Below are 26,720 nucleotides of genomic sequence, written 5' to 3'. Positions count from 1 at the left end.
CATGGCGCGTATCGATCCCTTGTCACCCGATGATCTTCAGCCGCCGGATATCATACCCTGGCAGGCGGGCAATACAGACATTCCCTTCGCCCATCATTTCAACAGCGGACGGCCCGGCCCGCATGTCCTGATCAATGCCTTGATGCATGGCAATGAATATTCGGGCGCCATTGCCGCCATAAGGTTGCTGGAAGCGGGCATCCGCCCCACAAACGGATCGCTTTCCATCACCTTTGCCAATGTGGAGGCGTTTGCGCAGTTCGATCCGCAATTCCCCATCATGTCGCGTTACATGGATGAGGATATGAACCGCGTCTGGTCACCCGCCTCCCTGGCCGACGGGCGGCCAAGCCAGGAACGGCGGCGGGCACGGGAACTGTGGCCGCTATTCGCCAGGGCCGACCTGCTGCTGGACCTGCATTCGATGCAGGCCGACCGCATTCCCCTGATGCTGTGCGGCCCATCGGTGCGCGGGCGGGAACTGGCCATGCTGCTGGGCATGCCCGGCATCGTGGTCGCCGACCGGGGCCATACCGGGGGCAGCCGCCTGATTGATCATCCGTGCTTTACGCAGGGCGATCAGGGGCCCATCGCCCTACTGGCCGAATGCGGGCAGCATTGGGACACCGACAGTGCCGAGGTCGCGACGCAGATTGCGGTGCGTTTCCTGCACCTTTCCGGGATCGTGCCGGCATCTGCGCTGTCCCCATGGCTGCCATCCGCCGAACCGGCGCCCGCCCGGCTTGTGGAGGTGACGGAAACCGTTACGGTAGGCAGCGATCGTTTCCGGTTCCGTAAGGAATATCAGGGCATGGATGTCATTCCCGCTGCCGGCACCCCCTTCGCCATGGATGGCGAGACGGCGTTGCTCACCCCCTATGATGAATGCGTGATGATCATGCCGTCGCGCCACCCCGAGCGCGGGCAGACCGCCGTCAGGCTGGGCCGGTTCGCGGCATGAGTGGGCCGCCCGATACAGTACCGGCGCCGAGGCCGACGCCACCCCGGCGCGCCCGCCGCTTCGACTGGCCGGCCTTTGCCACCGCCATGGTGCTGGGCACCGCCGGCGGGGCGATCTGTTTCAAGCTGCATGTGCCCCTGGCCTTCATGATCGGGGCCATGCTGGCCACCACCATCGCGGCATTGGGCGGTGTGCGCACCATGGTGCCGCCACGGCTGCGCGATGGGCTGGTGATCGTGCTGGGCATCATGCTGGGCGCCTCCTTCACCCCCAGCCTGCTGGGCCATCTGGGCGAATGGTCGGTCAGCCTGATCTTCATGGCCGTGTATATCATCATTGGTGCCGCCGCGGGTACCTTCTACCTGCGGCGCTTCGCCCGTTATGACCCGCCCACCGCCTATTTCACGGCCATGCCGGGCGGGTTCACGGAAATGGTGCTGATGGGCGGTGCGTCCGGCGGGGATGACAGGTCCATCGCGCTGGGCCACAGCCTGCGGATCATGCTGGTGGTGATGACGGTGCCCTTCGCCTTCCAGGCTCTGCCCGGCTATGACCCGGCGGGCCGGGACTGGAGCCTGCATGGGCTGGGTCCTTGGCCCTGGGAACTGAGCCTGACCGATTACGCCATCATCGCCGCCTGCTTCATCGGCGCGCCGGTGGCGCAGAAGCTGGGCATCCCCGCCGGTATCCTGGTGGGGCCGATGCTGCTGTCGGCGGGTTTGCATCTGGCCGGCCTGACCACCGTGAAGCCGCCGGGCCTGCTGGTTGCCGCCGCACAGATGGTGATCGGCGCCTCCATCGGCGGACGGTTCCAGCGGGTGCCCCTGATGCGCATCGCCCGCACCGCCGGCATCGCAGCGGGGCTGACGCTGGTGCTGCTGCTGGTGACGCTTGCCCTGTCGCTGCTGGTGCATCTGCTGACGGGGCTGAACCTGGCAGCCCTGATCCTGGCCTATGCGCCCGGCGGGCTGGCGGAGATGAGTTTGGTGGCCCTGGCCCTGCATGTGGACGCAGCCTTTGTCGCCACGCATCACATCATCCGCATCGTCCTGATCATCCTATTCGCCCCCGCCGCCTATCACCTGTGGCGGCGCATCACGGGGTAAGGGCTGTTGAGATTCACTGGAACTTGAGAAAATCTGCCTCCCCGGCGAAGGCCGGGGCCCAGGAGTCACAGGCTCAAACCTCGAAGCTGCGTTGATCGACACCGCTGATAGGTCGAGCGTTTGGCCCCTGGGCCCCGGCCTTCGCCGGGGAGGCAATCTATGATTCTCAATGGGTTAGAGCTGTTTTCGGTTGACCGGAAACAGCTCCGGCGGCGACCGCCGCCGCGCGGCTCGTGCCGCGCAAGCCAAGCTGCGGATGCAGCGCTGGCGATTGAGGAAACGAAAAGCTAGAGCGTGATTCCGGTCAACGGAAACACGCTCTAGAGAAATTACGCCCTGAATCTCAACACTTTCTAGACGGTAGCCGTAATCCGCGGAAACCCCGACGTTGCTCCGCGGATTACGCTGCGCTAATCCGCGCTACGATCAAGCTGGCGTGACGCACGCGCTGCGTCGATGCCCAACCTCACATGAACTGCGCCTGACGCAGCAGGCCGTAGAACTGCCGCAGGGCGTTGGCCTGTTCCTGCGGGGTGCTCAACCCCTCCACGAACTTGCCGTCGAAATTGGGCTGACGCAGAAGGCCGACAATCTGGTCCCGCACCATGCGACGGGCCTTGGGACTGGACAGAACGTCGTTGGCGGCGAACTGCATCAGGCGGGTGGCGCGGATGCGCAGCGAGGCGGACGGATCGTCCAGCCGTTCGATCACCTTGGCCTGCAAGATATAGCTGGCCACCATCTCGTCGATGCGGTCGGCCATGCCGGGTCGCACATCGTCGGGCAGTTTGGACTGGTTGATGGCGGTGTAGAGCGACGCCATGGCCTGCATCTTGGGCTTCAGCGGCACCTGCAGGCCGACCATGTTGTTGACGTCTCGGTCGGTCGACAGGCAGTTGCGCAGGCGCGCCACCACCGTATCCATCTCCCGCTGGCCCACATCCCCACCGGCCAGTTCGGCCAGATACAGCGTCCGGTCGCGCCAGGCGGGAAACAGGGTCATCACCCCTTCGATCGACAGTCGCCGGCCCTCGCCGCCACCCTGTTCGATGAAGCGTAGATAGCCGTTGCTCAGGGCATCCGCCATCCGCGAGCCGCCGAACAGACCGGTCGGCGTCACGACGCGGGCGGCCAGCGTGTTGAAGCTGGCCCGGTTGCGATCAGGATCACGCGACAGGGGGGCGGTTCCCCGCAGGCTGCGCAGGAACGCTTCCAGAACCACCTGATAGGTCTGCGGGGCGTGGCCCATGCCCAGCCACTGGCTCAACACCTTGGCGATGGGCGGCGCCATTTCACGCTCGGTCGGCTCAAACTTGCCTTCCACCATGTCCAGCATGCGGCCCAGGGCCGTGCCCAGGTCCGGCTGCCGGCCCAGCAGGTCCTGAATGACCGACTGGAAGCTGCTGGCATCGGCCACCAACGTGTCGATGATATGGATATGGGCGGCCTTGTTCTGGGCGGCGTCACCGGCGCTTTCCAGCAGCCATTCCACCTTACCCAGCAGATTGCGGATCTGCACCAGATCGCGGCAGAGGATGACCTTGGACAGGTAATCGGCCTCGGCCACGTCGCCGTTGCACAGCGCCTCGACCTTGTCCAAGGCACCCCGGAACCCGTCCTGCTTCACGCTGAAACCAGCGCGCTTCTGCGCTTCTTCGGCCTTGCCGCGCAGATCGGTCAGGCTGGAATAGATGATGTCTCGGCGTTCGCGCACATCCTGGCCCGTCACCTTGCCCTGAATGGTGGCGACACGGCCCACGGCGGTGGGCACCAGATTTTCGAAATTGATGGCGCGCTTCATCTCCGCCGCGTTGTACAGCAGCTCCGACGCGGTCAGCGCCTTGTCTTCCAGATATTGCCGCAGCAGCTTTGAGATGGTCTGGCGGCTTTCCGCCTCCAGATAATCCTTGCTCTCGGCGCAGACGGGGCTGTCATCCACGGGCTGAACCGCGATGGTCTTGCCCTTGGCTTCCCGCATTTCGGAGAAGATGATGGTTTCCGTTGCGGGTTTCCCCGGAACACCCGCGAAATCGCGAATGATGCGCACGCCGTCGCGGTTCGGCAACAGCTTGGTAGCCAGCGCCCGTGCTTCTTCCTCGGTCGCCAGACTTTCTTCAATGACCCAGTGATCGGCCTTGAAGGTCTGAACCTCGAAATTCAAACGGCGCCCAATGGCAGAACCCTTGCCGCCCCCGACAAGGCTCGTCATCCACATGACCCTCGGTCCCCATTTTGGAGTATGCATCGTCCCTTTGGGACAGGCGATACATACCACCGAACGGTGCTTCAGATAAACCTTGTATTAACCCATTTGTAGGGTTTTGCCAAAGGAAAGCCATGAAGCACCCGCAGACACGGGTCACCTGATCACTTGGGCTTGCCTTTTTCCCAGGTGGGATTGGCGGCAAACAGCGGGACCGTGCTGATCGACATCTTGGCCGACGCGTCCTTCACCTGTCGGCTGTAGACGACATAGATCAGTGTGTCATTGGCCTTGTCATAGATGCGGCGGACCGCGATCGACTTGAACACCAGGCTCTTGCGTTCGGAGAACACCGCCTCTCCGCGCTTGGACAGGTCGATATCGCCAATGCTGATGGCGCCCGTCTGCCGGCAGGCCAGTGAGGCGTTGGACGGGTCCTCGAACCAGTTGCCCTTGGACAGCCGGTCCCAGACGGAACGATCGAAATCCACGATGTGACAGGTGATGCCCTTCACCTCCGGATCGGGAAAGGCCGTGATGTCCAGCTCGTTCCCGGTCCAGTCATTGCTGAACTCCCCCACCACCTCCTGTGCCGCGACCGGCAGGGCCAGCACCAGGGGAAACAGCAGGGCGGCAATGAAGCGGCGCATGGCAAGGCTCCTGAAAATCCGAAAAAGGGACCGATGGCCGGCAGGCTATGCCGGCTGGATGGCTGGGGCAAGGGCGGGGTGGAAACGGTCCCGTCGGAAAATCGGTTAATGGTTGTGGCCGATCACTTGCGCTCGCCTTTCCACCATCCCACATGCGATGCTGGGGATATGGGTTCAAGGGGGGAAACCAAAATATGGAACTGGCGATCTTCGCAGGCGTTGTGGCCCTGTTCGGTATCCTGCTGGCCTTCGCCGGCATCAAGACCGTGCCGCAGGGCAAGGAATACACGATCGAACGGTTCGGGCGTTATACGCACACGCTGCGCCCCGGCCTTCACTTCATCGTGCCCTTCATCGACGCCATCGGCGCCAAGATGAACATGATGGAGATCGTGCTGGATGTGCCCAGCCAGGAGGTCATCACCAAGGATAATGCCATGGTGAAGGTCGACGGCGTCGTCTTCTATCAGGTGCTGGATGCCGCCAAGGCCGCCTATGAGGTCAGCCAGCTGCAGATCGCCATTCTGAACCTGACCATGACCAATATCCGCACCGTCATGGGCTCCATGGACCTGGACGAACTGCTGTCGCAGCGCGATCGCATCAACGCCCAACTGCTGCATGTGGTGGACGTGGCGACACAACCCTGGGGCATCAAGGTCACCCGCATCGAAATCCGCGATATCCAGCCGCCGCGCGATCTGGTGGACAGCATGGCCCGCCAGATGAAGGCAGAGCGCGAGCGCCGCGCCCTGATCCTGGAGGCCGAGGGTGCCCGGCAGGCGGCAATCCTGAAGGCCGAGGGCCAGAAGCAGGCCGCGATCCTGGAGGCCGAGGGCCGCCGCGAGGCCGCGTTCCGGGATGCCGAAGCGCGTGAGCGTGAGGCCGAGGCAGAAGCCGCCGCCACCCGGATGGTGTCCGATGCCATATCCGCCGGCAATGTGCAGGCCATCAATTACTTCGTGGCCCAGCAATACCTCACCACCTTCAAGGAATTCGCGCACAGCCCGAACCAGAAGGTATTCTTCATGCCGATGGAGGCGACCGGCATCATCAGCTCGCTGGGCGGTCTGGCCGAACTGGCCAAGGACGCGTTCAAGGGCGATGGCGGCGGCCCCACCATCCCGCCGGCACCCAAACCGCCCCGCAAGCCGGCGGCGTCGGCCCTGCCCGCCACCGGCGGAACCAACGCCGAACAAGTCGCCGCCATCAAGTCCGCACAGCAGCAGCCGTCGCCCTGGGGCGACAATAGCGGCGCCTGAAACATCTAACCGGATGAAGGGAGGAAGCGATGGAAGGGGTACGCGTTCTCTACTGGTACTGGTGGTGTCTGGCGCTGGTCCTGGCGGCTCTGGAAATGTTCATTCCGGGAGCCGCCCTGCTGTGGATCGGCGGGGCGGCAGGCTTGGTTGGGGTCGCCGCCCTGGTCTTCGATATCGGGCTGGTGACGGAGCTGGTGCTGTTTGGTGTGCTGGCGGTGCTGGCCTGGTTCCTGTCGCGTCTGCTGGCGCGGCGGGACCCTGACGATACACAGTCAGGCACCCTGAACCGCCGCGGAGAGCAATATCTGGGACAGGTGCTGACCTTGGAGGAAGCGATCGTGAACGGCTATGGCCGGGCCCGTGTCGCAGACGGCATCTGGAGGGTGGCCGGTGCCGCCGATCTTCCGCAGGGCAGCCGTGTTCGGGTCACGGGCGTCGATGGCGCCATCCTGCGCGTGGAAGGTGCATAAGGAAACACTCTAGGGGTGTCATTCTGTTTCCGGTGGAAGCAGCATGACACCCGAATGCCCGTAACATATTGCACCAGAAGATTTCTCCGGTTTCCAGCACCCTCACCAAAGTATGTATTCACGACGTTGGCGATTGGATATTCATTGAATACTTTGTGATTAATAATTAACGAAGAATTTATTGATTGATACAATCAACTATCCCTCTGCACATCTGACAAAATAATCATTATGGCCCATGATGTTGCAATGGATTGCAAGATAATGGGTAGGGTTCAGATGCAACGGGTACATTACCTTCGTGCAGGCGACGACGCCGTCTCGGCCATGGCGCCGCGGACCCCTGTCGCCCTGCGCGATCCGTTGACGGGATTGCTGAACAAGCACGGCTTCATCCGCGAGGGAAGCCGCCTGCTGCCCATGATGGTTATGGCGGGGGAACATCCGCATGTGGTCTTCATTGAGCTGAACAATTACGAAGGCATCGTCTCCCGCATGGAGTACGAGGAGGCGCTGGAACTGCTGCACGCCATGCGGCGGCGCCTGGAACTGGCCTTTGGCGATGATGTCCTGCTGGCACGTCTGGACAGTGAACGTTTCGTGGCCCTGCTGCCCGACACGGGCGACAGTCTGGAGGCCCTGAACCGGGCGCTGGAGGCCCCGGTCGTCATTGGCAGCCACGCCTATCATCTTTCCATCACCTGCGGCGTGGCCTCCTACCCCGAAGCCGCCGACGATATGCATATGCTGGTTGTGGCCGCCCGTATCGCACGGCGTGATGCGGTCAATGAGGGCCGGTCCGTGGGCTTCTTCGCTAGCGACCTGCGCAAGCGTCTGGCCCGCAGCCGCGCCATTGAGGATGGGCTGTGGGCAAGCCGGGCCGGCGCCGGCATCTCCCTGCTGTATCAGCCCAAGGTCGAAATCCATTCGGGCCGCGTGACGGGGGTGGAGGCGCTGATGCGCTGGTCGCATCCGGAGCTGGGCCCCATCTCACCGACCGAGTTCATACCGGTGGCCGAACGGACCCGCACCATCAATCCGCTGGGCGAATGGCTGATCCGGGAATCGCTACGCCAGCAGGCGGATTGGCGGCGCGACGGCATGGACCTTTCCATGGCCATCAATATCTCCCCCGTGCAGTTGCTGGTGGAACCCAGCCACGCCTCTGTCCTGGAAATCCTGGTCGATGAATGTGCGCGTCTGAACCTGGACCGCCGGAAGGTGGAACTGGAGATCACCGAAGGCATGCTGACAGACGAGCGTGCCATGGTACAGGTGCGCCGGCTGGCCGATGCCGGCTTTTCCATTGGCATTGACGATTTCGGGCGGGACCATTCGGCCCTGTCGCTGCTGGTGGAAAGCCCGGCCAATACTTTGAAGATCGACAAGAGCTTCGTGGACAACGTCCTGCGCAACCCGCGCCAGGCCACGATCATCCGCTTCATCGCCGAACTGGCCCATGATCTGGGTATGCGGACGGTGGTGGAAGGGATCGAGCATATCCGCCAGCTGGTGGCTGTCGCCGGGGCCGGCTGTGACTATGGTCAGGGCTATTTCTATTACCGCCCCATGTGCGCGGGCCGCATCCTGGATCTGCGCCACGCCGCCTGATGCCAGGACTGATCCGCCGCCATTGGCGCAAGCATTGACGTATAGACAGGCGCATTAGGCCAAAGTTCAGGTGCCTGTTTCTTTCGGCTGCATGCAGCCACCCGCCATTGTGCATTCGCACATGGTTTGCGATGATCGCGCGGAACCATTCCCCCGCCCTTGCGATCATCCGACCGGAGCGCCCCCTTCGATCATGGCCAGCAGCGCCGACCTTGACGAGAAGCACGCCCCGCCGCCGCCGCGCCGTGGAGCGGAGATGATGGCCCCCTCGTCGCCCGTCGATCTGGGCGGGCGGTGCGAGATCATGCCCGGCACAGCCCTGCCGGCCCTGGATTCGGCAGGTGGCCCCGCTTTTGCGGCGCGGATGAGCCGGGACCGCAAGACGGAAGTCTTTGCCATCGTCACCGACCGGTCCGTGCCGGCCCGCATCGACATGATGGCCACCTACCGCGCCATTGAGAATCCGGCGGTATTGCGCCTGATGGACTGGGGCACGGTGGATTGGACGCCGGAGGGCAAGAAGCGTTTCGTCCTGATCTATGAACGGCCCGGCGGACGCCGGGTCATGCAGGATATGGGCGAGACGCGCGAACCCATGTCGGACGATACGATCAGCCGTTCGCTGATGCCGACACTGCTGTTCGCGCTGCGGGAAATGAATGCGCGGGGCATGACCTGTGGCGCTATCCGGCCCACCAACCTGTTCCAGAAGGACCCCGCCTCCCCCACCGTCACCATCGGCGACTGCCTGTCGACACCCGTCGGCTATGGCCAGCCTTTGCTGGTGGAGACCATTGAGCGCGGAATGGCACAGCCGGCAGGGCGCGGCCCCGGCACCGTTGCCGATGATCTCTACGCGCTGGGCGTCACGCTGCTGGTGCTCTATCTGGGCCGCAACCCGCTGGCCGATCTGGATGATGAAAGCGTCCTGAAGCTGAAGATGGACAAGGGCACCTATCCGGCCCTGACCAGCCAGGTGCGCCTGCCGCAAAGCCTGGTGGAGCCGTTGCGCGGCCTGATGATCGATGATCCCAAGCAGCGCTGGTCCGTCTCCGACCTGGATCTGTGGCTGCAGGGTCGGCGCATGTCGCCCAAGCAGCCGCAGGTGCCGCGCCGTGGTGCCCGCCCGTTTGAGTTCCAGGGCGAGGATTTGATGCATTGCCGGGCGCTGGCCCGGTCGCTGACCCGGCACAGCGCCGCCGCCGCCGCCCTGATCGAACGCGGCGATGTGGAGAAATGGGTGCGCCGGTCGGTGGGGGATGAGGCGCGGGCAGAGGCCATGCAGACCGCCATCGCCTCTGCCGGGGCCGGCGGACGCGGCGCCAGCCAGGAGGACAAGCTGGTCACGCGCGTCTCCATCGCGCTGGACCCGCCGTCGCCCATCCGCTATCGCGGCATCTCGGTGCTGCCCGACGGTCTGGGCACGGCGCTGGCGGAGGCCATCTGGCAGAATGGTGGCGTGCAGCCCTTTGCCGAATTCGTCCTGGCGCAGTTCCCGCATTTCTGGGTCAACTGCCAAACCGATTTCCGGCCTGAATATGTGCCCATGGTGCAGGCCTATGACGGCTACCGCGCCCTGCTGGAACATGTCGGCATGGGGTTCGGGATCGAACGTATCGTCTACGAACTGTGCCCCTCCTGCCCCTGCCTGTCACCGCAACTGCGCGACCATTATGTGTTGAGCCCGGCGGAGCTGCTGTCCGCCCTGGACCAGATCGCCCTGAAGCCGAACCGGGGGCGCGACCCGGTGGACCGGCACGTGCTGGGCTATATCACCACGCACCACAAGAAGCTGAACGACCGGCTGCTGGTGCCTTTGTCGAACCCGCATGATCCGGCGCGGCGGATGATCGCCATGATCACGGTGCTGGCCGATGTGCAGAACCGGTTCGGCCCCGCCCGTCTGCCCAACCTGTGCGGCTGGCTGGTGTCGCTGATGGACCCGGTCTTCAAGCGCTTCAAGAACCGGGAGACCCGCGACCGCATGAAGGCGGAAGTGAGCAATGTGGCGCGCGATGGGGTTCTGGATGCCATTGTTCGCATCATCGACAATGTCGATGTCATCCGCGCCGACGATAAGGGCTTCCTGGCTGCGATGCGCCAGTATGAAGGCCTGACGCGGCAGATCGAGAAATTGAAATCCAGCGCCAATGACAAGGCGGCCCTGGCCGATGGCGCCGGGCGGCAGATCGCCGCCGTGGTCACCGCCATCGTCGCCGGGATGACCATGATCGGCACCGTCCTTTACATGCTGAGGCTGGCATGAGCGCGTCGCTTGGTAAACGCCCGCCCAAGCGGCGCAACGGCGGCGGCAGTGCGCTGCTACTGCTGCTGCTGCTGGCCCCCGCGGGCCTGATGATGATGCCGACCAGCGTGCTGCTGCTGGCCGGTCTGGCGCCCACCTTCGTCGCCTACCTGATCGACCGTGATCCGGAGAAATCGGCGGCCATGACGGTCGGTGCCATGAACCTGTGCGGGGTGGCGCCCTTCATCGTCCGGCTGTGGCAGCGCGGGCATGAAATGGCCATCACGCTGCGCATGCTGGCCGATCCGGGCACCTGGCTGATCATGTTCGGCGCGGCGGCCATCGGCTGGCTGATGTATTTCTTCATCCCCCAGATCGTCGCCGCGATCATGAGCCTGCGCAGCCAGGCCAAGATCAAGGAGCTGGAGGAACGGCGCGGCCTGCTGATCGCCGATTGGGGAACGGAGATCATGGGCAAGGGCGATGACAAGCCGGAACCGGCGGGCCTGATCGACGACCCGCAAGATTGACCATGCCCGGCACCTGATTTGGTGTAATCTGGTCCAAGTAATCCCCATAAGATCGCGGCAATGCCCATACCCAAGCATGCCTTCCTTCTGCCGGTCACGGGTCGGGTTCTGGCCCTGCTAGTCTGCACCCTTTTCTGGGTATCGCCGGTTCTGGCCCAGGCGGCGGGCGAAGGCCTGCTGACACCCGTCAGGCTGCAGCTGAAATGGACACACCAGTTCCAGGGGGCGGGATTCTATATCGCGCTGGAGAAGGGGTATTACCGGGAGGCCGGCCTGGATGTCCGCATCCTGGAGGGTGGGCCCACGATGGATGCGGCCCAGCGCGTCACCGATGGCGAGGCGGATTTCGGCGTGGGCAGCGCCGGCCTGCTGGTGGAACGGGTGAAGGGCCGGTCCGTGGTGGCCATGGCCGTCCTGTTACAGCATTCGCCCTTCGTCCTGCTGACCCGCACAGATACCGGCCCGCCGCATGTCCATGCCCTGCCCGGCCACCGGCTGATGCTGGAAACCCATGCGGAGGAGTTGCTGGCCTATCTGGCGGTCGAACGCGTTCCAGAGGACAAGCTGACGGTCCTGCCGCATAGCGGGTCGGTGGAGGCACTGATCAAGGGGGAGGTTGATGCCATCACGGCCTACACGACCAGCGAACCCTATGACCTGCGCGTGGCCGGTATCCCCTATCAGGTGTTTTCCCCGCGCGCGGCGGGCATCGATTTCTATGGCGATACCATCTTCACCTCCGAACGCATGGTGCGGGAGAACCCCGCCGTGGTGGAGGCCTTCCGCCGGGCCAGCCTGCGCGGCTGGCGGGACGCCCTGTCAAACCCCGACGCCGCCATCGACCTGATCCTGCGCACCTATGCCCCCGGCCTGGAACGGCCACGCCTGCTGTTCGAAGCGGATGAGATGGCGCGCCTGATGATGGCCGACATGGTGGAGGTCGGCTACATGCATGAGGGGCGCTGGCGGCATATCGCGCAGGGTTTCGCGGCGGCAGGACTGGTGCCCGGCGATGTCGATCTGCGCGGCTTTCTCTATATCCCCGATCATCAGCCCGACCTGACATGGTTCTATGCGGCCTTTGCCGCGCTGGCCTGTATCACCCTGGCCGTCAGTCTGGTCACCGCGCGTTTCCGGAACCTGAACCAGCGCCTGCAGGCGGAGGTGGCGGAACGGACGCGGCTGGAGGCGCATTTCCGCGAACTGGCCACCGTGGATGCCCTGACCGGCCTGCCCAACCGCCGCGCCTTTCTGGACAAGGCGCAGGCCGAACTGGCCCGCTCCCGGCTGACCGGCACGCCCTTGTCGCTGCTGATGCTGGATATCGACCATTTCAAATCGATCAATGACCGGTTCGGCCATGCCGCCGGCGATGCCAGCCTGATCGCCTTCCGCAGCGCCTGCCGGCAGGCATTGCGCGATCAGGATGTGATGGGCCGTATCGGCGGGGAGGAATTTGCCGTCCTGCTGGGCGATACGGGGATCGCGGGTGCCCTGGCCGCCGCAGAACGGCTGCGCGCCTCGGTTGAGGGCATGGGAACGGACGTGGTGGACCCCTGCCTGCTGACCGTCAGCGTCGGCGTCGCCATGCTGGCCGAAGGGGAAGGGCTGGATCAGTTGCTCAACCGTGCCGACCGCGCCCTCTACACCGCCAAGATCGAAGGCCGCAACCGCGTGGTCATGGGCTAGAGCTGTTTTCGGTTGACCGGAAACAGCTCCGGCGGCGACCGCCGCCGCGCGGCACGTGCCGAGTAAGCCCGAGCGCGGATGCAGCGCCGGCACTTGAGGAAACGAAAAGCTAGAGCGTGATTCCGGTCAACGGAAACACGCTCTAGCTCACGCCCCCACCGGGGCCATCCCGATAAAACGGCCCGCATCCAGCGCGGGCATAGGCCGGCCATAGAGATAGCCCTGCAGGAAGCCGCAGCCCAGGCGTGACAGCTCGTCCGCCTGTTCATCCGTCTCCACCCCTTCGGCCACCACCTCCAGCGCCAATTGCTGCGCCAGGGCCAGCATGGTGCGCAGGATGGTGCGGCTTTCGAAGCGGTCGATCATGCTGGACACGAAGGCGCGGTCCACCTTCAGGAAATCGAACGGCAGGGTCTGCAGGTAGGACAGGTTGGAATAGCCGGTGCCGAAATCATCCATGCAGAGCCGGATGCCCAGATCCCGCAGGCCCGTCAGGATTTCCGCCGCATGCGCCGGATCGCCGATGATGGTGCTTTCCGTGACCTCCAGCTTCAGCAGGGTCGGATCAACGCCACTGTCGGCGATCACCTTGCGCACATTGTCCAGGAAGCCCGGTTCCGACAATTGAGCGGCGGAGATATTGACGGAGACCCAAACGGGGCGTCCCGCGCGCCGGGTCCATTCCGCCGTCTGCACCGCCGCCTCCCGCATCACCCAGGTGCCGATGGGCACGATAAGGCCCGTCTCTTCCGCCGTGGGGATGAAGGCGGCGGGAATGACGATCCCGCGCGACGGGTGGTTCCAGCGCACCAGCGCCTCAAAGGCCACCACCTCCCGCGTCGCGGCATCGACGATGGGCTGGTAATAAAGCTCGAACTGCCCCTGTTTCAGGGCGGTGCCCAGTTCCATGGTCAGACCGAGGCGCCCGCCTTCCTCCCGGTCCGCGCCGATCACCACCTCCTGCAGGCGGCCATAGGCGCGTTTGGAGGCCTGCATGCTCTCCTCCGCACGGGCCAGCAGCTCCTCCCCATGCCGGCCAGCGCAATTGCACCAGGCCAGGCCGGGGGAGGACATGGGATGCACTTCCCGACCCGCCAGCATCGCCGGCTCGCTGACCGCCGTCACCACAGCCTGGACCAGATCGCGGGCGGCGGACAGGATGGGCGCGCCGGGCAGCAGCAGGGCAAACTGATCCGCGCCTGTGCGTCCGCAGATGGCGCCAGGGCCGGCGGCAGCGGTAATACGGTTGGCGGTCTTGACCAGCAGCCGGTCACCTGCCGCCACGCCCAGTTCCTGGTTGATATCGCGGAAATGGCGCAGGTCGATGATGCCGACGGCGACGGTGTCGGCGTTGCCCGCCTGCATCTGCCCCAACCGCCCCTCGATGGCCTGGATGAAGCCAAGGCGGTTCAGAAGACCGGTGGCGCGGTCATGGGTGCGGTCCTGGGACAGTTGCGCCACCAGCCGGACATTTTCCAGACTGACGGCGACGGTGCGTGCGAACAGCGACAGGGTCCCCACATCGGGGTGCCGGCCCGGCGGCAGACGCGACAGGTGCAGGACAATGGCGGCCTCGCCAGACAGGGCGCTGGACAGCGCGAACCAGCCGCTCCCCCGCTCCGGCGCGCCGGAGGCGAGCGCCGCCGCCACCTGCTGCCCGATCTCCGCCGGCACCAGATGCGAAAGGGAGCCGGGCGTCATGGCCAGACCGCCCTCCCCGATCCCAGCCAGCAGGCGGGGTTCGCCCGCCGTACCATCGGGCAACCGGTCACAGCGAACCAGAAGCACGCCCGCCCCCGGCCCGGCAACAGTGGCCAGCGCCTTCACGGCGGCATGGGCCAGCCGTTCGGGGTCATGTTCGCCAAACAACCGGGCCGTGGCATCCAGCACATGGGTCAGACCGGCCCGGTGGTCATCCAGTTCGCGGATCTGCTCATAGGCGCGCAGGGCCGTATAGACGGAGGTCCAGAGACGCCGTGCCGTCAGTTCATCCTTGGCGCGGTAATCATTGATGTCATACCGCTCCACCACGTCGCGCTCCGGCGCCTGTCCCGGCTGACCGGTGCGCAGGATGATGCGGACATCATGGTTTCCCATCTCCTCCCGCACGGTGCGGACCAGGCGCAGACCCGAATCCTCCGCCTCCATCACCACATCCAACAGGATCAGGGCGATGTCGGGATAAACCGCCAGCATCTGGCGCGCATCAGCCGCCGAATAGGCCGACAGGAACAGCAGCTTGCGGCCCGCATGGGCCATGTCGCGCAGGGCAAGGCGCGTGACGGAATGGACAGACGGATCATCATCCACGATCAGGACCAGCCATGGCGGCAGCGACGGGGCTGCCGGCACCGGTGCCGGTTCCGCCGCAAAGTCCAGCAGGTCATCCGCCATTACGCTCGCCCCCCGATCGGCCTGACGACCGTCCCTGTCCTCTTTGGCCGCCTGAACCCGCCCCGGAGTGGCTGCCTTCTTTTCATCAAGATCATTGAATCAATGCAATTAACTTACGCTAACCATCATGCAGCGGCAAGCATGGCGCAGGGGCGACCTTCCGCCAACGCCGGGTGCCAAGGCTGGCGGAAGGCGTTCCATCCGTGCCATTCTGCCCCCCATTCCCGCCCGCCCTGCCGCGTGTGCCGCATCCATGGAAACCTTGATCAACACGCTTTTGGCTGTTGCCGGCCTGCTGGGGCTGGTCAGCCTGCTGCCGCCGCTGGCCAAGCGTCTGGGCCTGCCCTATACGGTCGTGCTGGCCGCCCTGGGTGTGGGTATCGGGCTGCTGCTGCATCTGGGCGGCGGGATGGAACAGGGGGTGACCGGCCCCGTCACGGCCTTCATCAATGCCGTGGGCGAGGTGGAGCTGACCTCCGCCGCATTCCTTTATATCTTCCTGCCGGTCCTTCTGTTCGAAACGGCCTTGGGTGTGGACGTCCGGCGCATGCTGGACGATCTGGGACCGATCCTGCTGCTGGCCATCGTGGCGGTGCTGGTCTGTACATTGGTGGCCGGGCTTGCCATGTGGTGGGTCTGGGGCCTGTGGCATGGCATGCCGACGCAAAAGGCGCTGATCGTCTGCCTGCTGCTGGCCAGCATCATTGCCACCACCGATCCCGCCGCCGTCGTCAGCATCTTTCGCGATCTGGGCGCGCCGCGCCGCCTGACCATCCTGGTCGAGGGTGAAAGCCTGTTCAACGATGCCGCCGCGATCGTTTTGTTCACCCTGCTGCTGGGCATCCTGACCCAGGGCGGGGAGCCGGATCTGGTCGCCGCCGCGTACGACTTCGTGTTCAAGTTCGTGGGCGGGGTGGCCGTGGGCTGGCTGCTGGGCTGGCTGACGGCGCTGGTGGTCACGCCGCTGCGCAGCCAGACCCTGTCGGAGATCACGCTGACGGTGGCTTTGGCCTATCTCTCCTTCATCCTGGGCGAACATTATCTGCATGTGTCGGGCGTGGTGGCCGTGGTCGTAGCGGGGCTGGTCATGGCGTCCGCCGGGCGCACCCGCATCAGCCCCGAAAGCTGGTCCGGCCTGGAACAGGTGTGGAGCCAGCTGGGCTTCTGGGCCAATTCCCTGATCTTCCTGTTCGCCTCCATGCTGGTGCCGCCCACCATGATGGAGGCGAAATGGAGCCATATCGCCCTGCTGGCCGCCCTGATCGTGGCCGCCCTGGTGGCCCGCGCCCTGGTGATCTTCGGCATCCTGCCCGTCCTGTCCTGGGTCGGCGCGTCCGACCATATCAGCAACCGTTTCCGTCTGGTCATGACCTGGGGCGGCTTGCGCGGTGCGGTGTCGCTGGCTCTGGCGCTGGCGGTAACGGAGCATCAGTCGCTGCCCGACTATATCCAGGAACATGTGGCCGTCGTGGTGACGGGTTTCGTGCTGTTCACCCTGTTCGTGCAGGGCACCACCCTGCGCCCCCTGATCCGCGTGCTGCGCCTGGACCGGCTGACGCCTGTGGAACTGGCGTTGCGCAACCGCGCTGTGGGCCTGTCCCTGTCGAATGTCCGCCACGACCTGGAAAATGTGGCCGAACGCTTCGGGCTGGACGTGGTGCATGCCGTCGATCCCCTGCTGGAACGGGGTGCCGAACTGGCGCAGGAACAATTGGACCTGGAAAGCCGCTATGGTCCCTTGTCACTGGATGACCGGGTCTTTATCGGCCTGTCCACGCTGGCGCGGTATGAGGAACAGCGCTATCTCGCCTATTTCCGTGACGGTGTGATCTCCCGCCTGTCGGTGCAGACGCTGACCGCCGTCGCGGGGCGGTTGCAGGATGCGCTGAAGACCGGTGGCGCCCCCGCCTATGAAAAGGCGGCGGCCAAGCAGTTGAAGCCCGGCCGCGCCCTGCGCACGGCCTTGTGGCTGCACCGGCGTTTCGGGTGGGAGCGGCCGGTATCGGCGCGGCTGGCCGAACGCTATGCCATGCTGACGGCGCTGCGCTTCTGCCTGCGCGAACTGAACCAGTTCACGGGCGACCGCCTTGTCCCCATGCTGGGCAAACAGGCGGCAGAGGCGGTGCGCACCCGCCTGACCACCCGGTTGAAGGTGGTGGAAGAGGCGCTGGACAGCATCCGCCTGCAATACCCAGCATATCTGGACGCGGTACAGTCGCAGTACCTGATCCGCGCCGGCCTGCGCATGGAGGAACGGTCGACCCAGTCGCTGTTCGAGGAAGCGCTGATCAGCAGGGAAATCCTGAACGATCTGGAACGTGACCTGCGGGAACGCTGGCAGGAGGTCAGCAGCCCGCCCAAGCTTGATCTGGGGCTGGCCACGCATGAGCTGATCAGCCGTGTGCCGCTGTTCACCGGCCTGCCGCCGGACCGGCTGCTGCGGATCGAACGGCTGCTGCGCCCGCGCCTGTATTTTCCGGGGGAAACCATTGTCCGCAAGGGCGAGCGCGGCGACACGGTCTATTTCGTGTCGTCGGGGGCCGTGGCGGTGCATGTGCCGGGCCTGGATGCGCCCATCCGCCTGGGCAGCGGCGATTTCTTCGGGGAGATCGCCCTGGTCCTGGACCAGCCGCGCAATGCCGATGTCACCGCCATCGCCTATTGCCAGTTGCTGCTGCTGGACAAGCGGGAATTCAACCGCCTGTACAGCAGCGACCCGGACATGAAGACCCATATCGATCAGGCGATTGAAAAACGCCTCTCGGCGTAACTCACAACCTTCGCGCCACGACCACGATCTTGGCCGATCCTGCATCGAACGGCGTCCCCTGGAAATCGCCATCCACGCGGATCGGGTTGAACCCGGTCAGGCGCAGCATCAGTTCCAGTTCGAACCGGAAGATGGGGCGCCAGTCGAAATGGTAATGGGTGCGGCGGACGGCACCGCCGGGCACCACCTCATCATACCAGCCGTAATTGCGCTGCACCTGCCGGTCATCCAGCGTCCCGACCAGGGCGAATTTCGTATAGAGATTGCCCGTACGCCGGCTCACCCGGCTGTAGCTGACTTCAGGTGCCTGGGTGGCACCCAGCGGCATGACCAGCGGGTTGACCACATCCAGCGCCAGAATGCCGCCCGGCGCCAGGTGATCACGCACCTTTTCCAGGGCAATGATCTGCGCCTCGAAATCGGCCAGGAGCATCAGGATGTTGAAGCCCATGATCACCAGATCATGGTCCTTCACCGGCACATCCAGTTGCAGCAGATCACCCTGCACTGCCGTCACCCGTGCCGCGACCTCCGGTGCTTCCCGTTCCAGCCGGCGGGCAAGTCCCGCCAGCATGGTGACCGACGCGTCCAGACCTGTGACCGCGAAACCTTCCCGCGCCAGCGGTATCGACAGCCGCCCGGTACCGCAGGCCAGTTCCAGCAGCTTCGGCGCCCGGCCCAGCAGATCGGCCAGTTCGTTGGCCAGACCGACATAATGCGGCACGTCATGCAAAATGCCCTGCCGCAGGGCGGCGGCATGCAGCGACGGGTCGGTCGCCAGATCCTCCGGCCAGGGATAGTCGCTGTCGTAATAGAGATAACTGCCGTCGCTCTCTGGCACGTGCGGGTTCATGCGGCGGCGTATCCTTGCTGTCGAATGGGCGGACAGCCTATCCGATCCCCCGCCGCGCCGGAAGACATCACCCCGCCCGGCCCGTGCGCAGGGAACCGGCCCAGCCGTCGGCACCACGGGAAGCCGCCAGATCGGCGGCGGCATCCCAGTCATAGGCGACCTCCACCATGGTCACCGCCCAGGTACCGCGCGCCCGGTCCAGCAGGCAGTAGCGGGCATGCGGGCTGCCCATTTCGTTGCGGTGGGGGAACCGGAAATCATCGCGATAGGCCTGCAAGCCCACCGAGCCGGGATTGACCACCATCCGCCCGTCGGGCAGGCGCACCGCCCGCTGCACATGGGAATGGCCGCACAGGATGACCGGCGCCTGGATGTCCCCGGCCCGCTCTGCAACCAGGGCGGCCGCTGCCGGACGGCTGCCCCAGTCGCCCAACTCCTCCAGGAAATAGATCAGATCAGAATTGGGCGTGCCATGACAGAGCCAGACCTCTCCCCCCGCTATCTCCCCCTGTGCCGGCAGGGTGGACAGCCAGTCCCGGTGCGCCGGCGTCAGCGCCTCATGCGCCAGCCGGTCCGACATGCCCATCTTCGCAACAGGCAGTTCCAGCAGCTGGCGTTCATGGTTGCCGGCGATATGCAGGATGTCGCGGCCCCTCATCAGATCGGCGGTTTCGGCGGGGTACAGGGGGCCCGACAGCTTGTCGCCCAGATCCACCACCTGATCCACACCGCGCCGGTCAATATCGGCCAGAACGGCGGTCAGGGCACCCAGATTGCCGTGAACATCGGAAATGACGGCGATACGCATGCTGTTTTTCCTCCCCCCTGTTGGTCAGGGCGGCATGGTGACAGCGATGTCGGGGGCCGCAAAGCAAGGCTTTGTCAGGAGGACAAGAGAGCCGCTTCAGCCGCGCAGGGGCCGGAAGAAACGCAACATGTTCTGCAACTCGCTGCGCAGCGCCTCATCCTCGCGCAGGCGTGATTGCAGGGCCACATCACGCTTGGCCAGGAACACGACATGTTCCTTGGGCGGCAACTGGCGATAAGAGGGTTTCGGCGCGATGGTCCCGTCATCCTGGATGGTGGACATGAAGAAACAGGCGCGCATGAATTTGGAAAACAGCTTGCTGCCACTATCCCCCGGCTCGCGCGCCATGATCGCGAAGATGTAGTAGGCGCGGAAGAAATAGTAGCTGTTGTAGATACGCTGAACGGTCGCGAACTGCTCCCCCGGCGTGCTGGTCTTGGCCAGCATCTGCTGTTCCTTGAAGCCCGCGAAGAAATGCGTGGTCGCTTCCTTGGTGAAGCTCAGGGGCCGTTCGCGGTTGGCGCTGACCCGCTTGCGATATTCCAGCAGGGCGCGACCGATCAGCGTATGCATGATCCGCCGCTCCGCCTCCAACTCGCCGGGCATCGCCATCAGGAATTCGATGGCGGACATCATCTGCAACGGATGGGAGACGGAGGCCCGCTTGCCCCGGCCCTTGGACAAAAGCGAGGATTGCAGCCAGTCGATCACCTCATGCGCCTGCCAGCGCACGCGGACCACCGTGGGAACAGAGGTCAGACCGGATGATTGCAGAAACAGGCGCAGATGATCACGCCAGCCCTTCTGCGGCAACCTGACAATCTCGACATCCGTCAGTTTAAGCGGCGAACCCAGCACATCCGGGTCGGGCGGCTGCGGCCTGAAATCAAGGCTGCGCCCGTAGACGACCCCCCTCAACTTGCTCTCCCGTGCCGGCGCCATCGCCTTGGTTGCCCCGATCGAAGATGAGCCGATCCTTGCCCTGACCCGCATCACCGACAGTATTAACATACGGTTATTATCACTAATCCGTTAGCAATACATCTTTTTCCTAAAAGTCAGAATGCAGGGTTCCCCGCCATCGTCCGTATCAGGATTGAACAAGGGCGATATGGCGCCTGAAACGCCCCTGTTCCCCGCCGCAGGAAATCGCGGCGGCCCCATTCCCAAACGGAGTTTCAGGATATGACCATGACCCACCGCACCCTTGCCGCCCTGGCCGTTTCGGCCCTGCTGGCCACCCCGCTGACCGCCTTTGCCCAGCCGATGGGTCCCGCTGACGGTCCCCGTGGGCCGGGCCGGGCAGAGATGCTGGCCAAGTATGACACCAACAAGGATGGCAAGCTGGACGATACCGAACGCGCCGCCATCAAGGCCGACCATTTCAAGGCCCTGGACAAGGATGGCGACGGCAAGGTGAAGCGCGCCGATTTCCCCGCCGCCATTGAGGCCGCCCGGGAAAAGGCCCGCCAGGACCGCGAACTGGCGATGTTCGACAAGATGGATACCGATAAGGACGGTACCGTGACCGCTGCCGAATTCGCGGCCTTCAAGCCGGTCCGTGATGGTGAGCATCGCGGCCACAAGCGCGACGGCAAGTAACGGCAAGTCCCGCGATGACGATGACGGCCAGCCTGTCGGGACGTAGAGTGGTGGGGACGGATGCGCCGCCCCCCGATGGGACCGGCGCATGGGCGCGCGGCAGGCAGGACGTTATTTTGGACGATGCGGGTGAAACGGACGAGGCGTTGGTGACGAAGGTCGCGGCGGGCGACCGGCGGGCCTATGGTCTGCTGGTCGACCGCCATCTGGACCGCACCGTCACCATCGCCCGCCGTATCCTGAACAATCAGGCCGATGCCGAGGATGTGGCGCAGGAGGCGTTCCTGCGGCTTTGGCGCCATGCCGACCGGTTCGATCCGGCGGCGGCGCGGTTCGGCACCTGGTTCTACCGGATCACCACCAACCTGTGCCTGGACCGGACGCGCCGGACCCCCATGGCACCGCTGGAGGTGGCGGGCGATCCCGTCGATCCCGACATGGACCAGGAACGGTCCCTGTCGGACCAGCGTACAAGGCAGGCGGTGGCCGCCGCCGTCGCCGATCTGCCCGACCGGCTGCGGGCCGCCGTGACACTGACCTATGATGGCGGCCTGTCGAATGCGGAAGCCGCCAAGGCGCTGGATGTCAGCGTCAAGGCCCTGGAAAGCCTGCTGGTCCGCGCGCGGCGCGCGTTGCGGGAAAAGCTGGCAGGATGGGGCACATGATGAATATCTGTTGTGAACGGACCGGCCAAAGGTGGCTGCCATGACGAAACGCGAATTCCTTGATCTTCTGGACCGGTACGGGGCCGACCCGTCACGCTGGCCCGCCCCCCTGCGCCTTGCCGCCGACCGGGCGCTGGCGGTGGATGCGGACCTGCGCGACCTGCTGGCGGCAGAACAGGTTCTGGAGGCGGCGCTGGCCGATCTGCCGGCCACGGGCGCCAGCCCCGATCTGCGCCGGGCCATCCTGGATATCCCGCTGGATCATCCGCGCAGCCTCGCAGCCCCATCGCTGGCACACCTGCTTCTGGCCGGCTGGCGGCGCTGGACCGCCGGTATGGCGACGGTGACGGCGGCGGGCGTGATCGGCTTTGTGCTTGGCTATGGTCAGCTGGTGACCCTGCCCACGGCCTCAGCCGGCGAACAGGTGGCGGGGGAGGATCTGGTCTCCATGCTGGGGGATACACCCTATCTTGATGCCGCCGACGCGGAGAATGCGGAATGAAACGCTCGACCCTGATCCTGTCCGTCCTGCTGGTCCTGTCGGCAGCCGGCAATCTGGCCGTGCTGGGCATCTTTGCCGGACATTGGCTGCGCGGCGGTGGCGGTGGTGGACCACCCAGCAGTGTGGAACGGCTGATGGGGCTGGTGCCGGAACCGCTGCGCCCAGAGATTGATCAGGCCATGCGCCCGAAGGATGAGGACGTGAAGGCGCAGATGGAGGCCTTCCGCGCCGCCCGCCGCGCCGTCACCGAAAGCCTGCGCCAACGCCCCTTCGATGCCGCCGCCACGACCGCCGCCCTGGCCGACCTGCGGCAGGTGATGGGCCAGGCACAGGAACGTCTGCACCGCACGATCGTTGAGCGGATGGAAGCGGCCCAGGCTGCCGGCACCCTGCCCCCACCGCCCCAGCGCGGGGGCAAGGGCAAGCCGGACAAGGATGGGCCGCCCCATCCGCCGCCGCCCCCACCGGGACACTGATCACCCACTCCTGTCTGGAGGATTGACCATGGTGATGACCACCGCGCCAGGAACCCTGGCCGCGCATGCCCTGTCGCGCTTCGGCTTTGGTGCCGGGCCGGGTGACCTGGACAAGGTCAAATCCGATCCGCGCAGCTGGGTCGAAAGCCAGCTCACCCCCCGCCCCCTGCCCGCCATCCTTGACCAACACCAAGGCTCCGCGCCGCGTGTCGCCACCATGCTGGCCGCGCGCAAGGCCAAGGGCGAGGTAGAAGAGATGGCCAAGAAGCAGGCGCGCGAGCAGTACCGCGCCGATATCGCGATCCGCACCCGTCTGGCCGCTGGCAGCGATGCCCCGTTGCAGGAACGGCTGGTGCAGTTCTGGTCGAACCATTTCACGGTATCGACCCAGCGCCCCGTGATCGCGCCCCTGGGGCTGGCCTATGAGAATGAGGCCATCCGCTCCCATATCCTGGGCAATTTCCGCGACATGGCGCGCGCCGCCATCCTGCATCCGGCCATGCTGATCTATCTGGACAATGCGCAGTCGATCGGGCCGGACAGCAAGGCTGGGCAGAAGCGCGACAAGGGCCTGAATGAGAATCTGGGGCGGGAGGCGCTGGAACTGCATCTGCTGGGCGTCGATGCCGGATATCATCAGGATGATGTGCGGGCCATGGCCCTGGTCCTGACAGGCTGGACCCTGGATGAAGAACGCGGCACCGCCACCTTCGCCCCGCGCCGGCATCAGCCGGGGGAGAAGGTCCTGCTGGGCCAGCGCATCCCGGAAAGCGGGATATCGGAGGCGGCAGCCGCCATCGACATGCTGTGCGCCCACCCGGCCACCGCCAACCATGTGGCACACAAGCTGGCCCGGCATTTCATCGCCGATGATCCGCCGCCCGCCGCCGTCACCGCGCTGGCCAAGGCCTTCCACGACAGCCGGGGCGATCTGGCCCATGTCACGGCAACGCTGGTCAGGATGGATGCCGCCTGGGCACAGCCGCTGTCCAAGATGCGCAGCCCTAATGATTTCATCACCGCCACCCTGCGTGCCAGTGCCGTGGAGATACCGGATGACCGGATCGTCAATGCGATGAACCTGCTGGGCCAGATGCCCTTTGCCGCACCCTCACCCGCCGGCTGGCCCGACAAGGCCGCCGACTGGACGGGCCCGGATGCCATCCTGCGCCGTATCGACTGGTCGCTGGCCTTCGGGCAGCGGCTGGGGGCGAAGCTGGACGCCCGCGCCTTTGTCGACACGGCCCTGGGCGATCTGGCCGATGACGGCCTGCGTCAGGCCGTGGCCCGCGCGCCCAGCCCGGCGGAGGCGCTGGGTCTGGTTCTGTCTTCCCCCGCCTTTCAACGGAGGTGATCATGATGCTGCATCGCCGTCATTTCATCGCCACTGCCGGGGCCGCCGGCCTTCTGGCGGCATCATCCCCGCGCCTGTCGCTGGCCGCGGCGGGCACCGACCGCCGCCTTGTGCTGATTGTGCTGCGCGGGGCCATGGATGGGCTGGGGGCTGTCGTGCCCTATGCCGACCCGGATTACCGCACTGTGCGCGGCACGCTGGCCCTGGCCGAACCGGGGCAGGAAGGCGGGGTCCTGGACCTGGATGGCCGTTTCGGCCTGCACCCGGCGCTGGCCCCCTTGCATGAATGGTGGGGGCAGAAACAGCTTCTGGCCGTCCACGCCATCGCCACCCCCTATCGCGACCGCAGCCATTTTGATGCGCAGGACCTGCTGGATACCGGCGGTATCCGGGCCGGCGATGACAGTGGCTGGCTGAACCGCGCCCTGGCCCGCCTGGATGGCGGGGGCAAGGGGCTAGGTCTATCGCTCGGCCAGGGGGTGCCGCTGGTGCTGCGCGGATCGGTGCCGGTGGCCAGCTGGGCCCCGTCGCCCCTGCCGGAACCGACCATGGATTTCATGGACCGGGTGGCGGGCCTGTATAGCAGCGATCCCGTGCTGGGCCCCGCCCTGATGGCCGGGCTGGGTGTGGCCGACATGGCCAATGGCATGGATGGCAACAAGAAGCGGGATGGCGGCAAGGATCGACTGATCCTGGCCGAAACGGCGGGCCGCATGCTGTCGGACCCAGCCGGCCCACGCATCGCCACCCTGGAACTGTCCGGCTGGGACACGCATGTCGGTCAGGGCACAGTACAGGGCCGCCTGTCCAACGCCCTGGGTCAGTTGGCCGAAACCATGGTGACCCTGCGGGGCAGCATGCAGGGCGTCTGGGATCAGACCCTGATCGCGGTCGTCACCGAATTCGGCCGCACCATCCGCCCCAATGGCACCGGCGGCACCGACCATGGTACGGCGGGCGTGGCCCTTATGGCCGGTGGTGCCCTGAATGGGGGTCGAGTCCTGGGCGACTGGCCGGGTTTGCGCGATGACAAGCTGTTTGAAGGCCGCGACCTGGCCCCCACCACCGACATGCGCGCCCTGCTGAAGGGTGTGCTGGCCGGTCATCTGGGCCTGCCGGCGGCGGATATCGACCGCTATGTCTTCCCACAGGCCAAATCGGTCCGGGGGTTGGCGGAACTGGTGCGGGCGTAGAAAGATCGGCCCCGGCGGTGGGCATGTCTTGCCAGCCGGGGGCGGGATCGGCTTATCATCGGCAGCCCTTTCAGGATGCTTGCCGCATGACCCAGACGCCCCCCGCCGCCGATGCCGTCGCCCAGTGGACCGACGTCTATTTCCAGCGCACACGCGCGATTGTGGAAAAATTCGGCGATCAGAAGGTCACCTATGCCGTGTTCATGCGCCGGCCCGTGGTATTCGCCCCGCGTCTGGCTCTGGACTGGCTACGCGCCGTGGCCGCCGAACGCGGCTTCACCCCCGATATCCAGCTGAATTATGAGGAAACGAAATGGGTGGGGGCCGGTGAACCCATGATGTGGATCACCGGCCCGTTCAGCCAGATGGCGGAACTGGAGACCCTGTTCCTGATGAAGCTGGGTCCCGCCTGTGTGGCGGCCTACAACGCCTACATGATGTGCGCGGGCCTGCCCAAGGTGGCGTTCCTGGCCATGGATGCCCGCCATTGTGCGGGCACGGAGATGGCGGAGATCATGGCCTATGCGGCATCCGTCGGGTCCGCGCGCGCCCGGCGGCGCGACGGGGCCATGGGCTTCATCGGCAATGCCACCGACGCCACCGCCCATTATTTCGGGCGCAGCCAGGGTCTGGGCACCATGCCCCATGCCCTGATCGGCTATGCTGGGTCTACCGTCCGTGCGGCGGAAATGTATGCGGAGACCTTCCCTGGTCAGCCCATGACCGTCCTGGTCGATTATTTCGGGCGTGAGGTGACGGACGCGCTTGCCGTCTGCCGCCGGTTCCCCGATATGGCGGCGGCAGGCGACCTGTCGCTTCGCATCGACACGCCGGGCGGACGGTTCCTGGAGGGGCTGGACCCGCCCACCAGCTACGCCGTGCTGGAACGCCACGCGCCGCACAGCATCCGGGGTTATCGCGACGAAAGCGAACTGCGCCACCTGATCGGGGCCGGCGTGTCGGCAGCATCCATCCACTACCTGCGTGAACAACTGGACGCGGCCGGATTCCCCAAGGTGAAGATCGTGGCGTCCAGCGGCTTCAACCCGGAAAAATGCCGTATCATGGCCGATGCTGGCGCGCCCATCGACGTGATCGGCACCGGCAGCTACCTGCCCGACAAATGGTCCGAAACCTATGCCACCACCGACATTGTCGATTATGACGGGGTGAAGCGGGTGAAGGTCGGGCGCGAATTCCTGCTGCGGAAATAGAAAAAGGGGCGGTCGCACGCCCCCTTTCCCCTTCCGCCCTAAACTCAGTTCTATTCTTCGATCGGTTTAACTTTGACTAGAAGCACCTCTCATCGTCTTCCCGGCGTAGGCCGGGACCCAGGGGCCAAGCGCCTGACCTGTCGGCAGCGATGATCGACGCGG

General features: G+C 65.3%; 22 protein-coding genes. 16 read left to right on the top strand and 6 right to left on the bottom strand.

Annotated elements, in window-relative coordinates:
• Position 1 precedes the first annotated feature (1 nt).
• Both ACODSP_RS17160 and ACODSP_RS17155 read left to right on the top strand, forming a co-directional pair.
• Positions 2-961: a M14 family metallopeptidase gene (locus tag ACODSP_RS17160; RefSeq protein ID WP_488966785.1), complete on the top strand. Its 960-nt coding sequence runs from the start codon at positions 2-4 to the stop codon at positions 959-961.
• Positions 958-2,067, top strand: a complete 1,110-nt coding sequence (locus ACODSP_RS17155) for an AbrB family transcriptional regulator (protein WP_488966784.1) — start codon at positions 958-960, stop codon at positions 2,065-2,067. The genes ACODSP_RS17160 and ACODSP_RS17155 overlap by 4 nt, the downstream gene beginning before the upstream one ends.
• A gap of 466 nt (positions 2,068-2,533) precedes the next feature.
• Here the strand turns inward: ACODSP_RS17155 and ACODSP_RS17150 are convergent, their stop codons facing one another.
• Both ACODSP_RS17150 and ACODSP_RS17145 read right to left on the bottom strand, forming a co-directional pair.
• Entirely contained in the window at positions 2,534-4,276 is a 1,743-nt protein-coding gene (locus ACODSP_RS17150; protein WP_488966783.1) for a hypothetical protein, read from the bottom strand.
• 158 nt (positions 4,277-4,434) lie between these two features.
• On the bottom strand, positions 4,435-4,920 hold the full coding sequence (locus ACODSP_RS17145; protein ID WP_488966782.1) for a CreA family protein: 486 nt from the start codon (positions 4,918-4,920) through the stop codon (positions 4,435-4,437).
• A gap of 194 nt (positions 4,921-5,114) precedes the next feature.
• On the opposite strand from ACODSP_RS17145, the gene ACODSP_RS17140 reads away from it, so the two are divergent.
• The 6 genes from ACODSP_RS17140 (at position 5,115) to ACODSP_RS17115 (ending at position 12,727) form a co-directional block, all read left to right on the top strand.
• A complete protein-coding gene (locus ACODSP_RS17140) occupies positions 5,115-6,182 on the top strand; it encodes an SPFH domain-containing protein (protein ID WP_488966781.1) in 1,068 nt (355 codons plus the stop codon).
• 29 nt (positions 6,183-6,211) lie between these two features.
• Positions 6,212-6,652, top strand: coding sequence for an NfeD family protein (locus ACODSP_RS17135; RefSeq protein WP_488966780.1), 441 nt, complete (start codon positions 6,212-6,214; stop codon positions 6,650-6,652).
• A 279-nt stretch (positions 6,653-6,931) separates the two neighbouring features.
• Complete coding sequence (locus ACODSP_RS17130; RefSeq protein ID WP_488966779.1) at positions 6,932-8,263, top strand: putative bifunctional diguanylate cyclase/phosphodiesterase; 1,332 nt, start codon at positions 6,932-6,934, stop codon at positions 8,261-8,263.
• A 193-nt stretch (positions 8,264-8,456) separates the two neighbouring features.
• Entirely contained in the window at positions 8,457-10,529 is a 2,073-nt protein-coding gene (locus ACODSP_RS17125; RefSeq protein ID WP_488966778.1) for a protein kinase family protein, read from the top strand.
• Positions 10,526-11,038, top strand: coding sequence for a hypothetical protein (locus ACODSP_RS17120; protein ID WP_488966777.1), 513 nt, complete (start codon positions 10,526-10,528; stop codon positions 11,036-11,038). Before ACODSP_RS17125 ends, ACODSP_RS17120 begins: the two co-directional genes overlap by 4 nt.
• Positions 11,039-11,098: 60 nt before the next feature.
• Complete coding sequence (locus ACODSP_RS17115; RefSeq protein ID WP_488966776.1) at positions 11,099-12,727, top strand: diguanylate cyclase; 1,629 nt, start codon at positions 11,099-11,101, stop codon at positions 12,725-12,727.
• A gap of 147 nt (positions 12,728-12,874) precedes the next feature.
• Here ACODSP_RS17115 and ACODSP_RS17110 read toward each other — a convergent pair whose 3' ends face one another.
• The gene (locus ACODSP_RS17110) at positions 12,875-15,121 is read right to left on the bottom strand and encodes a GGDEF/EAL domain-containing response regulator (protein WP_488966775.1); all 2,247 of its coding nucleotides are present in this window, start codon (positions 15,119-15,121) and stop codon (positions 12,875-12,877) included.
• 253 nt (positions 15,122-15,374) lie between these two features.
• On the opposite strand from ACODSP_RS17110, the gene ACODSP_RS17105 reads away from it, so the two are divergent.
• Positions 15,375-17,891, top strand: coding sequence for a cation:proton antiporter (locus tag ACODSP_RS17105; RefSeq protein WP_488966774.1), 2,517 nt, complete (start codon positions 15,375-15,377; stop codon positions 17,889-17,891).
• Between the two features lies 1 nt (position 17,892).
• Here the strand turns inward: ACODSP_RS17105 and ACODSP_RS17100 are convergent, their stop codons facing one another.
• The 3 genes from ACODSP_RS17100 to ACODSP_RS17090 all read right to left on the bottom strand — a co-directional run bounded on the left by ACODSP_RS17100 (position 17,893) and on the right by ACODSP_RS17090 (position 20,470).
• The gene (locus tag ACODSP_RS17100) at positions 17,893-18,744 is read right to left on the bottom strand and encodes a class I SAM-dependent methyltransferase (protein WP_488966773.1); all 852 of its coding nucleotides are present in this window, start codon (positions 18,742-18,744) and stop codon (positions 17,893-17,895) included.
• Between the two features lie 67 nt (positions 18,745-18,811).
• Positions 18,812-19,552 (bottom strand): metallophosphoesterase family protein, encoded by a 741-nt coding sequence (locus ACODSP_RS17095; RefSeq protein ID WP_488966772.1) that lies wholly within the window; start codon positions 19,550-19,552, stop codon positions 18,812-18,814.
• A 96-nt stretch (positions 19,553-19,648) separates the two neighbouring features.
• On the bottom strand, positions 19,649-20,470 hold the full coding sequence (locus tag ACODSP_RS17090) for a hypothetical protein (RefSeq protein WP_488966771.1): 822 nt from the start codon (positions 20,468-20,470) through the stop codon (positions 19,649-19,651).
• 273 nt (positions 20,471-20,743) lie between these two features.
• Between ACODSP_RS17090 and ACODSP_RS17085 the strand changes: the two genes are divergently transcribed.
• The 7 genes from ACODSP_RS17085 (at position 20,744) to ACODSP_RS17055 (ending at position 26,558) form a co-directional block, all read left to right on the top strand.
• Positions 20,744-21,154 carry an EF-hand domain-containing protein gene (locus tag ACODSP_RS17085; RefSeq protein WP_488966770.1) on the top strand — a complete coding sequence of 137 codons (411 nt, stop codon included), beginning with the start codon at positions 20,744-20,746 and terminating at the stop codon, positions 21,152-21,154.
• 14 nt (positions 21,155-21,168) lie between these two features.
• Positions 21,169-21,819, top strand: coding sequence for an RNA polymerase sigma factor (locus ACODSP_RS17080; RefSeq protein ID WP_488966769.1), 651 nt, complete (start codon positions 21,169-21,171; stop codon positions 21,817-21,819).
• Between the two features lie 40 nt (positions 21,820-21,859).
• Entirely contained in the window at positions 21,860-22,321 is a 462-nt protein-coding gene (locus tag ACODSP_RS17075; RefSeq protein ID WP_488966768.1) for a hypothetical protein, read from the top strand.
• Positions 22,318-22,797, top strand: coding sequence for a periplasmic heavy metal sensor (locus ACODSP_RS17070; RefSeq protein WP_488966767.1), 480 nt, complete (start codon positions 22,318-22,320; stop codon positions 22,795-22,797). The genes ACODSP_RS17075 and ACODSP_RS17070 overlap by 4 nt, the downstream gene beginning before the upstream one ends.
• A 28-nt stretch (positions 22,798-22,825) precedes the next feature.
• A complete protein-coding gene (locus tag ACODSP_RS17065) occupies positions 22,826-24,151 on the top strand; it encodes a DUF1800 domain-containing protein (protein ID WP_488966766.1) in 1,326 nt (441 codons plus the stop codon).
• A 2-nt stretch (positions 24,152-24,153) separates the two neighbouring features.
• On the top strand, positions 24,154-25,344 hold the full coding sequence (locus tag ACODSP_RS17060) for a DUF1501 domain-containing protein (protein WP_488966765.1): 1,191 nt from the start codon (positions 24,154-24,156) through the stop codon (positions 25,342-25,344).
• 86 nt (positions 25,345-25,430) lie between these two features.
• Positions 25,431-26,558, top strand: a complete 1,128-nt coding sequence (locus ACODSP_RS17055; RefSeq protein WP_488966764.1) for a beta/alpha barrel domain-containing protein — start codon at positions 25,431-25,433, stop codon at positions 26,556-26,558.
• Positions 26,559-26,720 lie beyond the last annotated feature (162 nt).

The organism is Niveispirillum sp. FG156 (assembly GCF_057809555.1).
The sequence above is the reverse complement of the archived record's forward strand: the minus strand, read 5'-3'. Positions and strand labels throughout refer to the sequence as shown.

Bases quoted from the DNA above. Each gene is read 5' to 3' on its own strand.
- ACODSP_RS17125 (WP_488966778.1), top strand. From the start codon at position 8,457: ATGGCCAGCAGCGCCGACCTTGACGAGAAGCACGCCCCGCCGCCGCCG.
- ACODSP_RS17055 (WP_488966764.1), top strand. From the start codon at position 25,431: ATGACCCAGACGCCCCCCGCCGCCGATGCCGTCGCCCAGTGGACCGAC.
- ACODSP_RS17145 (WP_488966782.1), bottom strand. From the start codon at position 4,920: ATGCGCCGCTTCATTGCCGCCCTGCTGTTTCCCCTGGTGCTGGCCCTG.
- ACODSP_RS17095 (WP_488966772.1), bottom strand. From the start codon at position 19,552: ATGCGTATCGCCGTCATTTCCGATGTTCACGGCAATCTGGGTGCCCTG.
- ACODSP_RS17105 (WP_488966774.1), top strand. From the start codon at position 15,375: ATGGAAACCTTGATCAACACGCTTTTGGCTGTTGCCGGCCTGCTGGGG.
- ACODSP_RS17085 (WP_488966770.1), top strand. From the start codon at position 20,744: ATGACCCACCGCACCCTTGCCGCCCTGGCCGTTTCGGCCCTGCTGGCC.
- ACODSP_RS17110 (WP_488966775.1), bottom strand. From the start codon at position 15,121: ATGGCGGATGACCTGCTGGACTTTGCGGCGGAACCGGCACCGGTGCCG.
- ACODSP_RS17065 (WP_488966766.1), top strand. From the start codon at position 22,826: ATGGTGATGACCACCGCGCCAGGAACCCTGGCCGCGCATGCCCTGTCG.
- ACODSP_RS17135 (WP_488966780.1), top strand. From the start codon at position 6,212: ATGGAAGGGGTACGCGTTCTCTACTGGTACTGGTGGTGTCTGGCGCTG.
- ACODSP_RS17130 (WP_488966779.1), top strand. From the start codon at position 6,932: ATGCAACGGGTACATTACCTTCGTGCAGGCGACGACGCCGTCTCGGCC.
- ACODSP_RS17075 (WP_488966768.1), top strand. From the start codon at position 21,860: ATGACGAAACGCGAATTCCTTGATCTTCTGGACCGGTACGGGGCCGAC.
- ACODSP_RS17070 (WP_488966767.1), top strand. From the start codon at position 22,318: ATGAAACGCTCGACCCTGATCCTGTCCGTCCTGCTGGTCCTGTCGGCA.
- ACODSP_RS17120 (WP_488966777.1), top strand. From the start codon at position 10,526: ATGAGCGCGTCGCTTGGTAAACGCCCGCCCAAGCGGCGCAACGGCGGC.
- ACODSP_RS17080 (WP_488966769.1), top strand. From the start codon at position 21,169: ATGACGATGACGGCCAGCCTGTCGGGACGTAGAGTGGTGGGGACGGAT.
- ACODSP_RS17060 (WP_488966765.1), top strand. From the start codon at position 24,154: ATGATGCTGCATCGCCGTCATTTCATCGCCACTGCCGGGGCCGCCGGC.
- ACODSP_RS17115 (WP_488966776.1), top strand. From the start codon at position 11,099: ATGCCCATACCCAAGCATGCCTTCCTTCTGCCGGTCACGGGTCGGGTT.
- ACODSP_RS17140 (WP_488966781.1), top strand. From the start codon at position 5,115: ATGGAACTGGCGATCTTCGCAGGCGTTGTGGCCCTGTTCGGTATCCTG.
- ACODSP_RS17150 (WP_488966783.1), bottom strand. From the start codon at position 4,276: ATGACGAGCCTTGTCGGGGGCGGCAAGGGTTCTGCCATTGGGCGCCGT.
- ACODSP_RS17100 (WP_488966773.1), bottom strand. From the start codon at position 18,744: ATGAACCCGCACGTGCCAGAGAGCGACGGCAGTTATCTCTATTACGAC.
- ACODSP_RS17160 (WP_488966785.1), top strand. From the start codon at position 2: ATGGCGCGTATCGATCCCTTGTCACCCGATGATCTTCAGCCGCCGGAT.
- ACODSP_RS17155 (WP_488966784.1), top strand. From the start codon at position 958: ATGAGTGGGCCGCCCGATACAGTACCGGCGCCGAGGCCGACGCCACCC.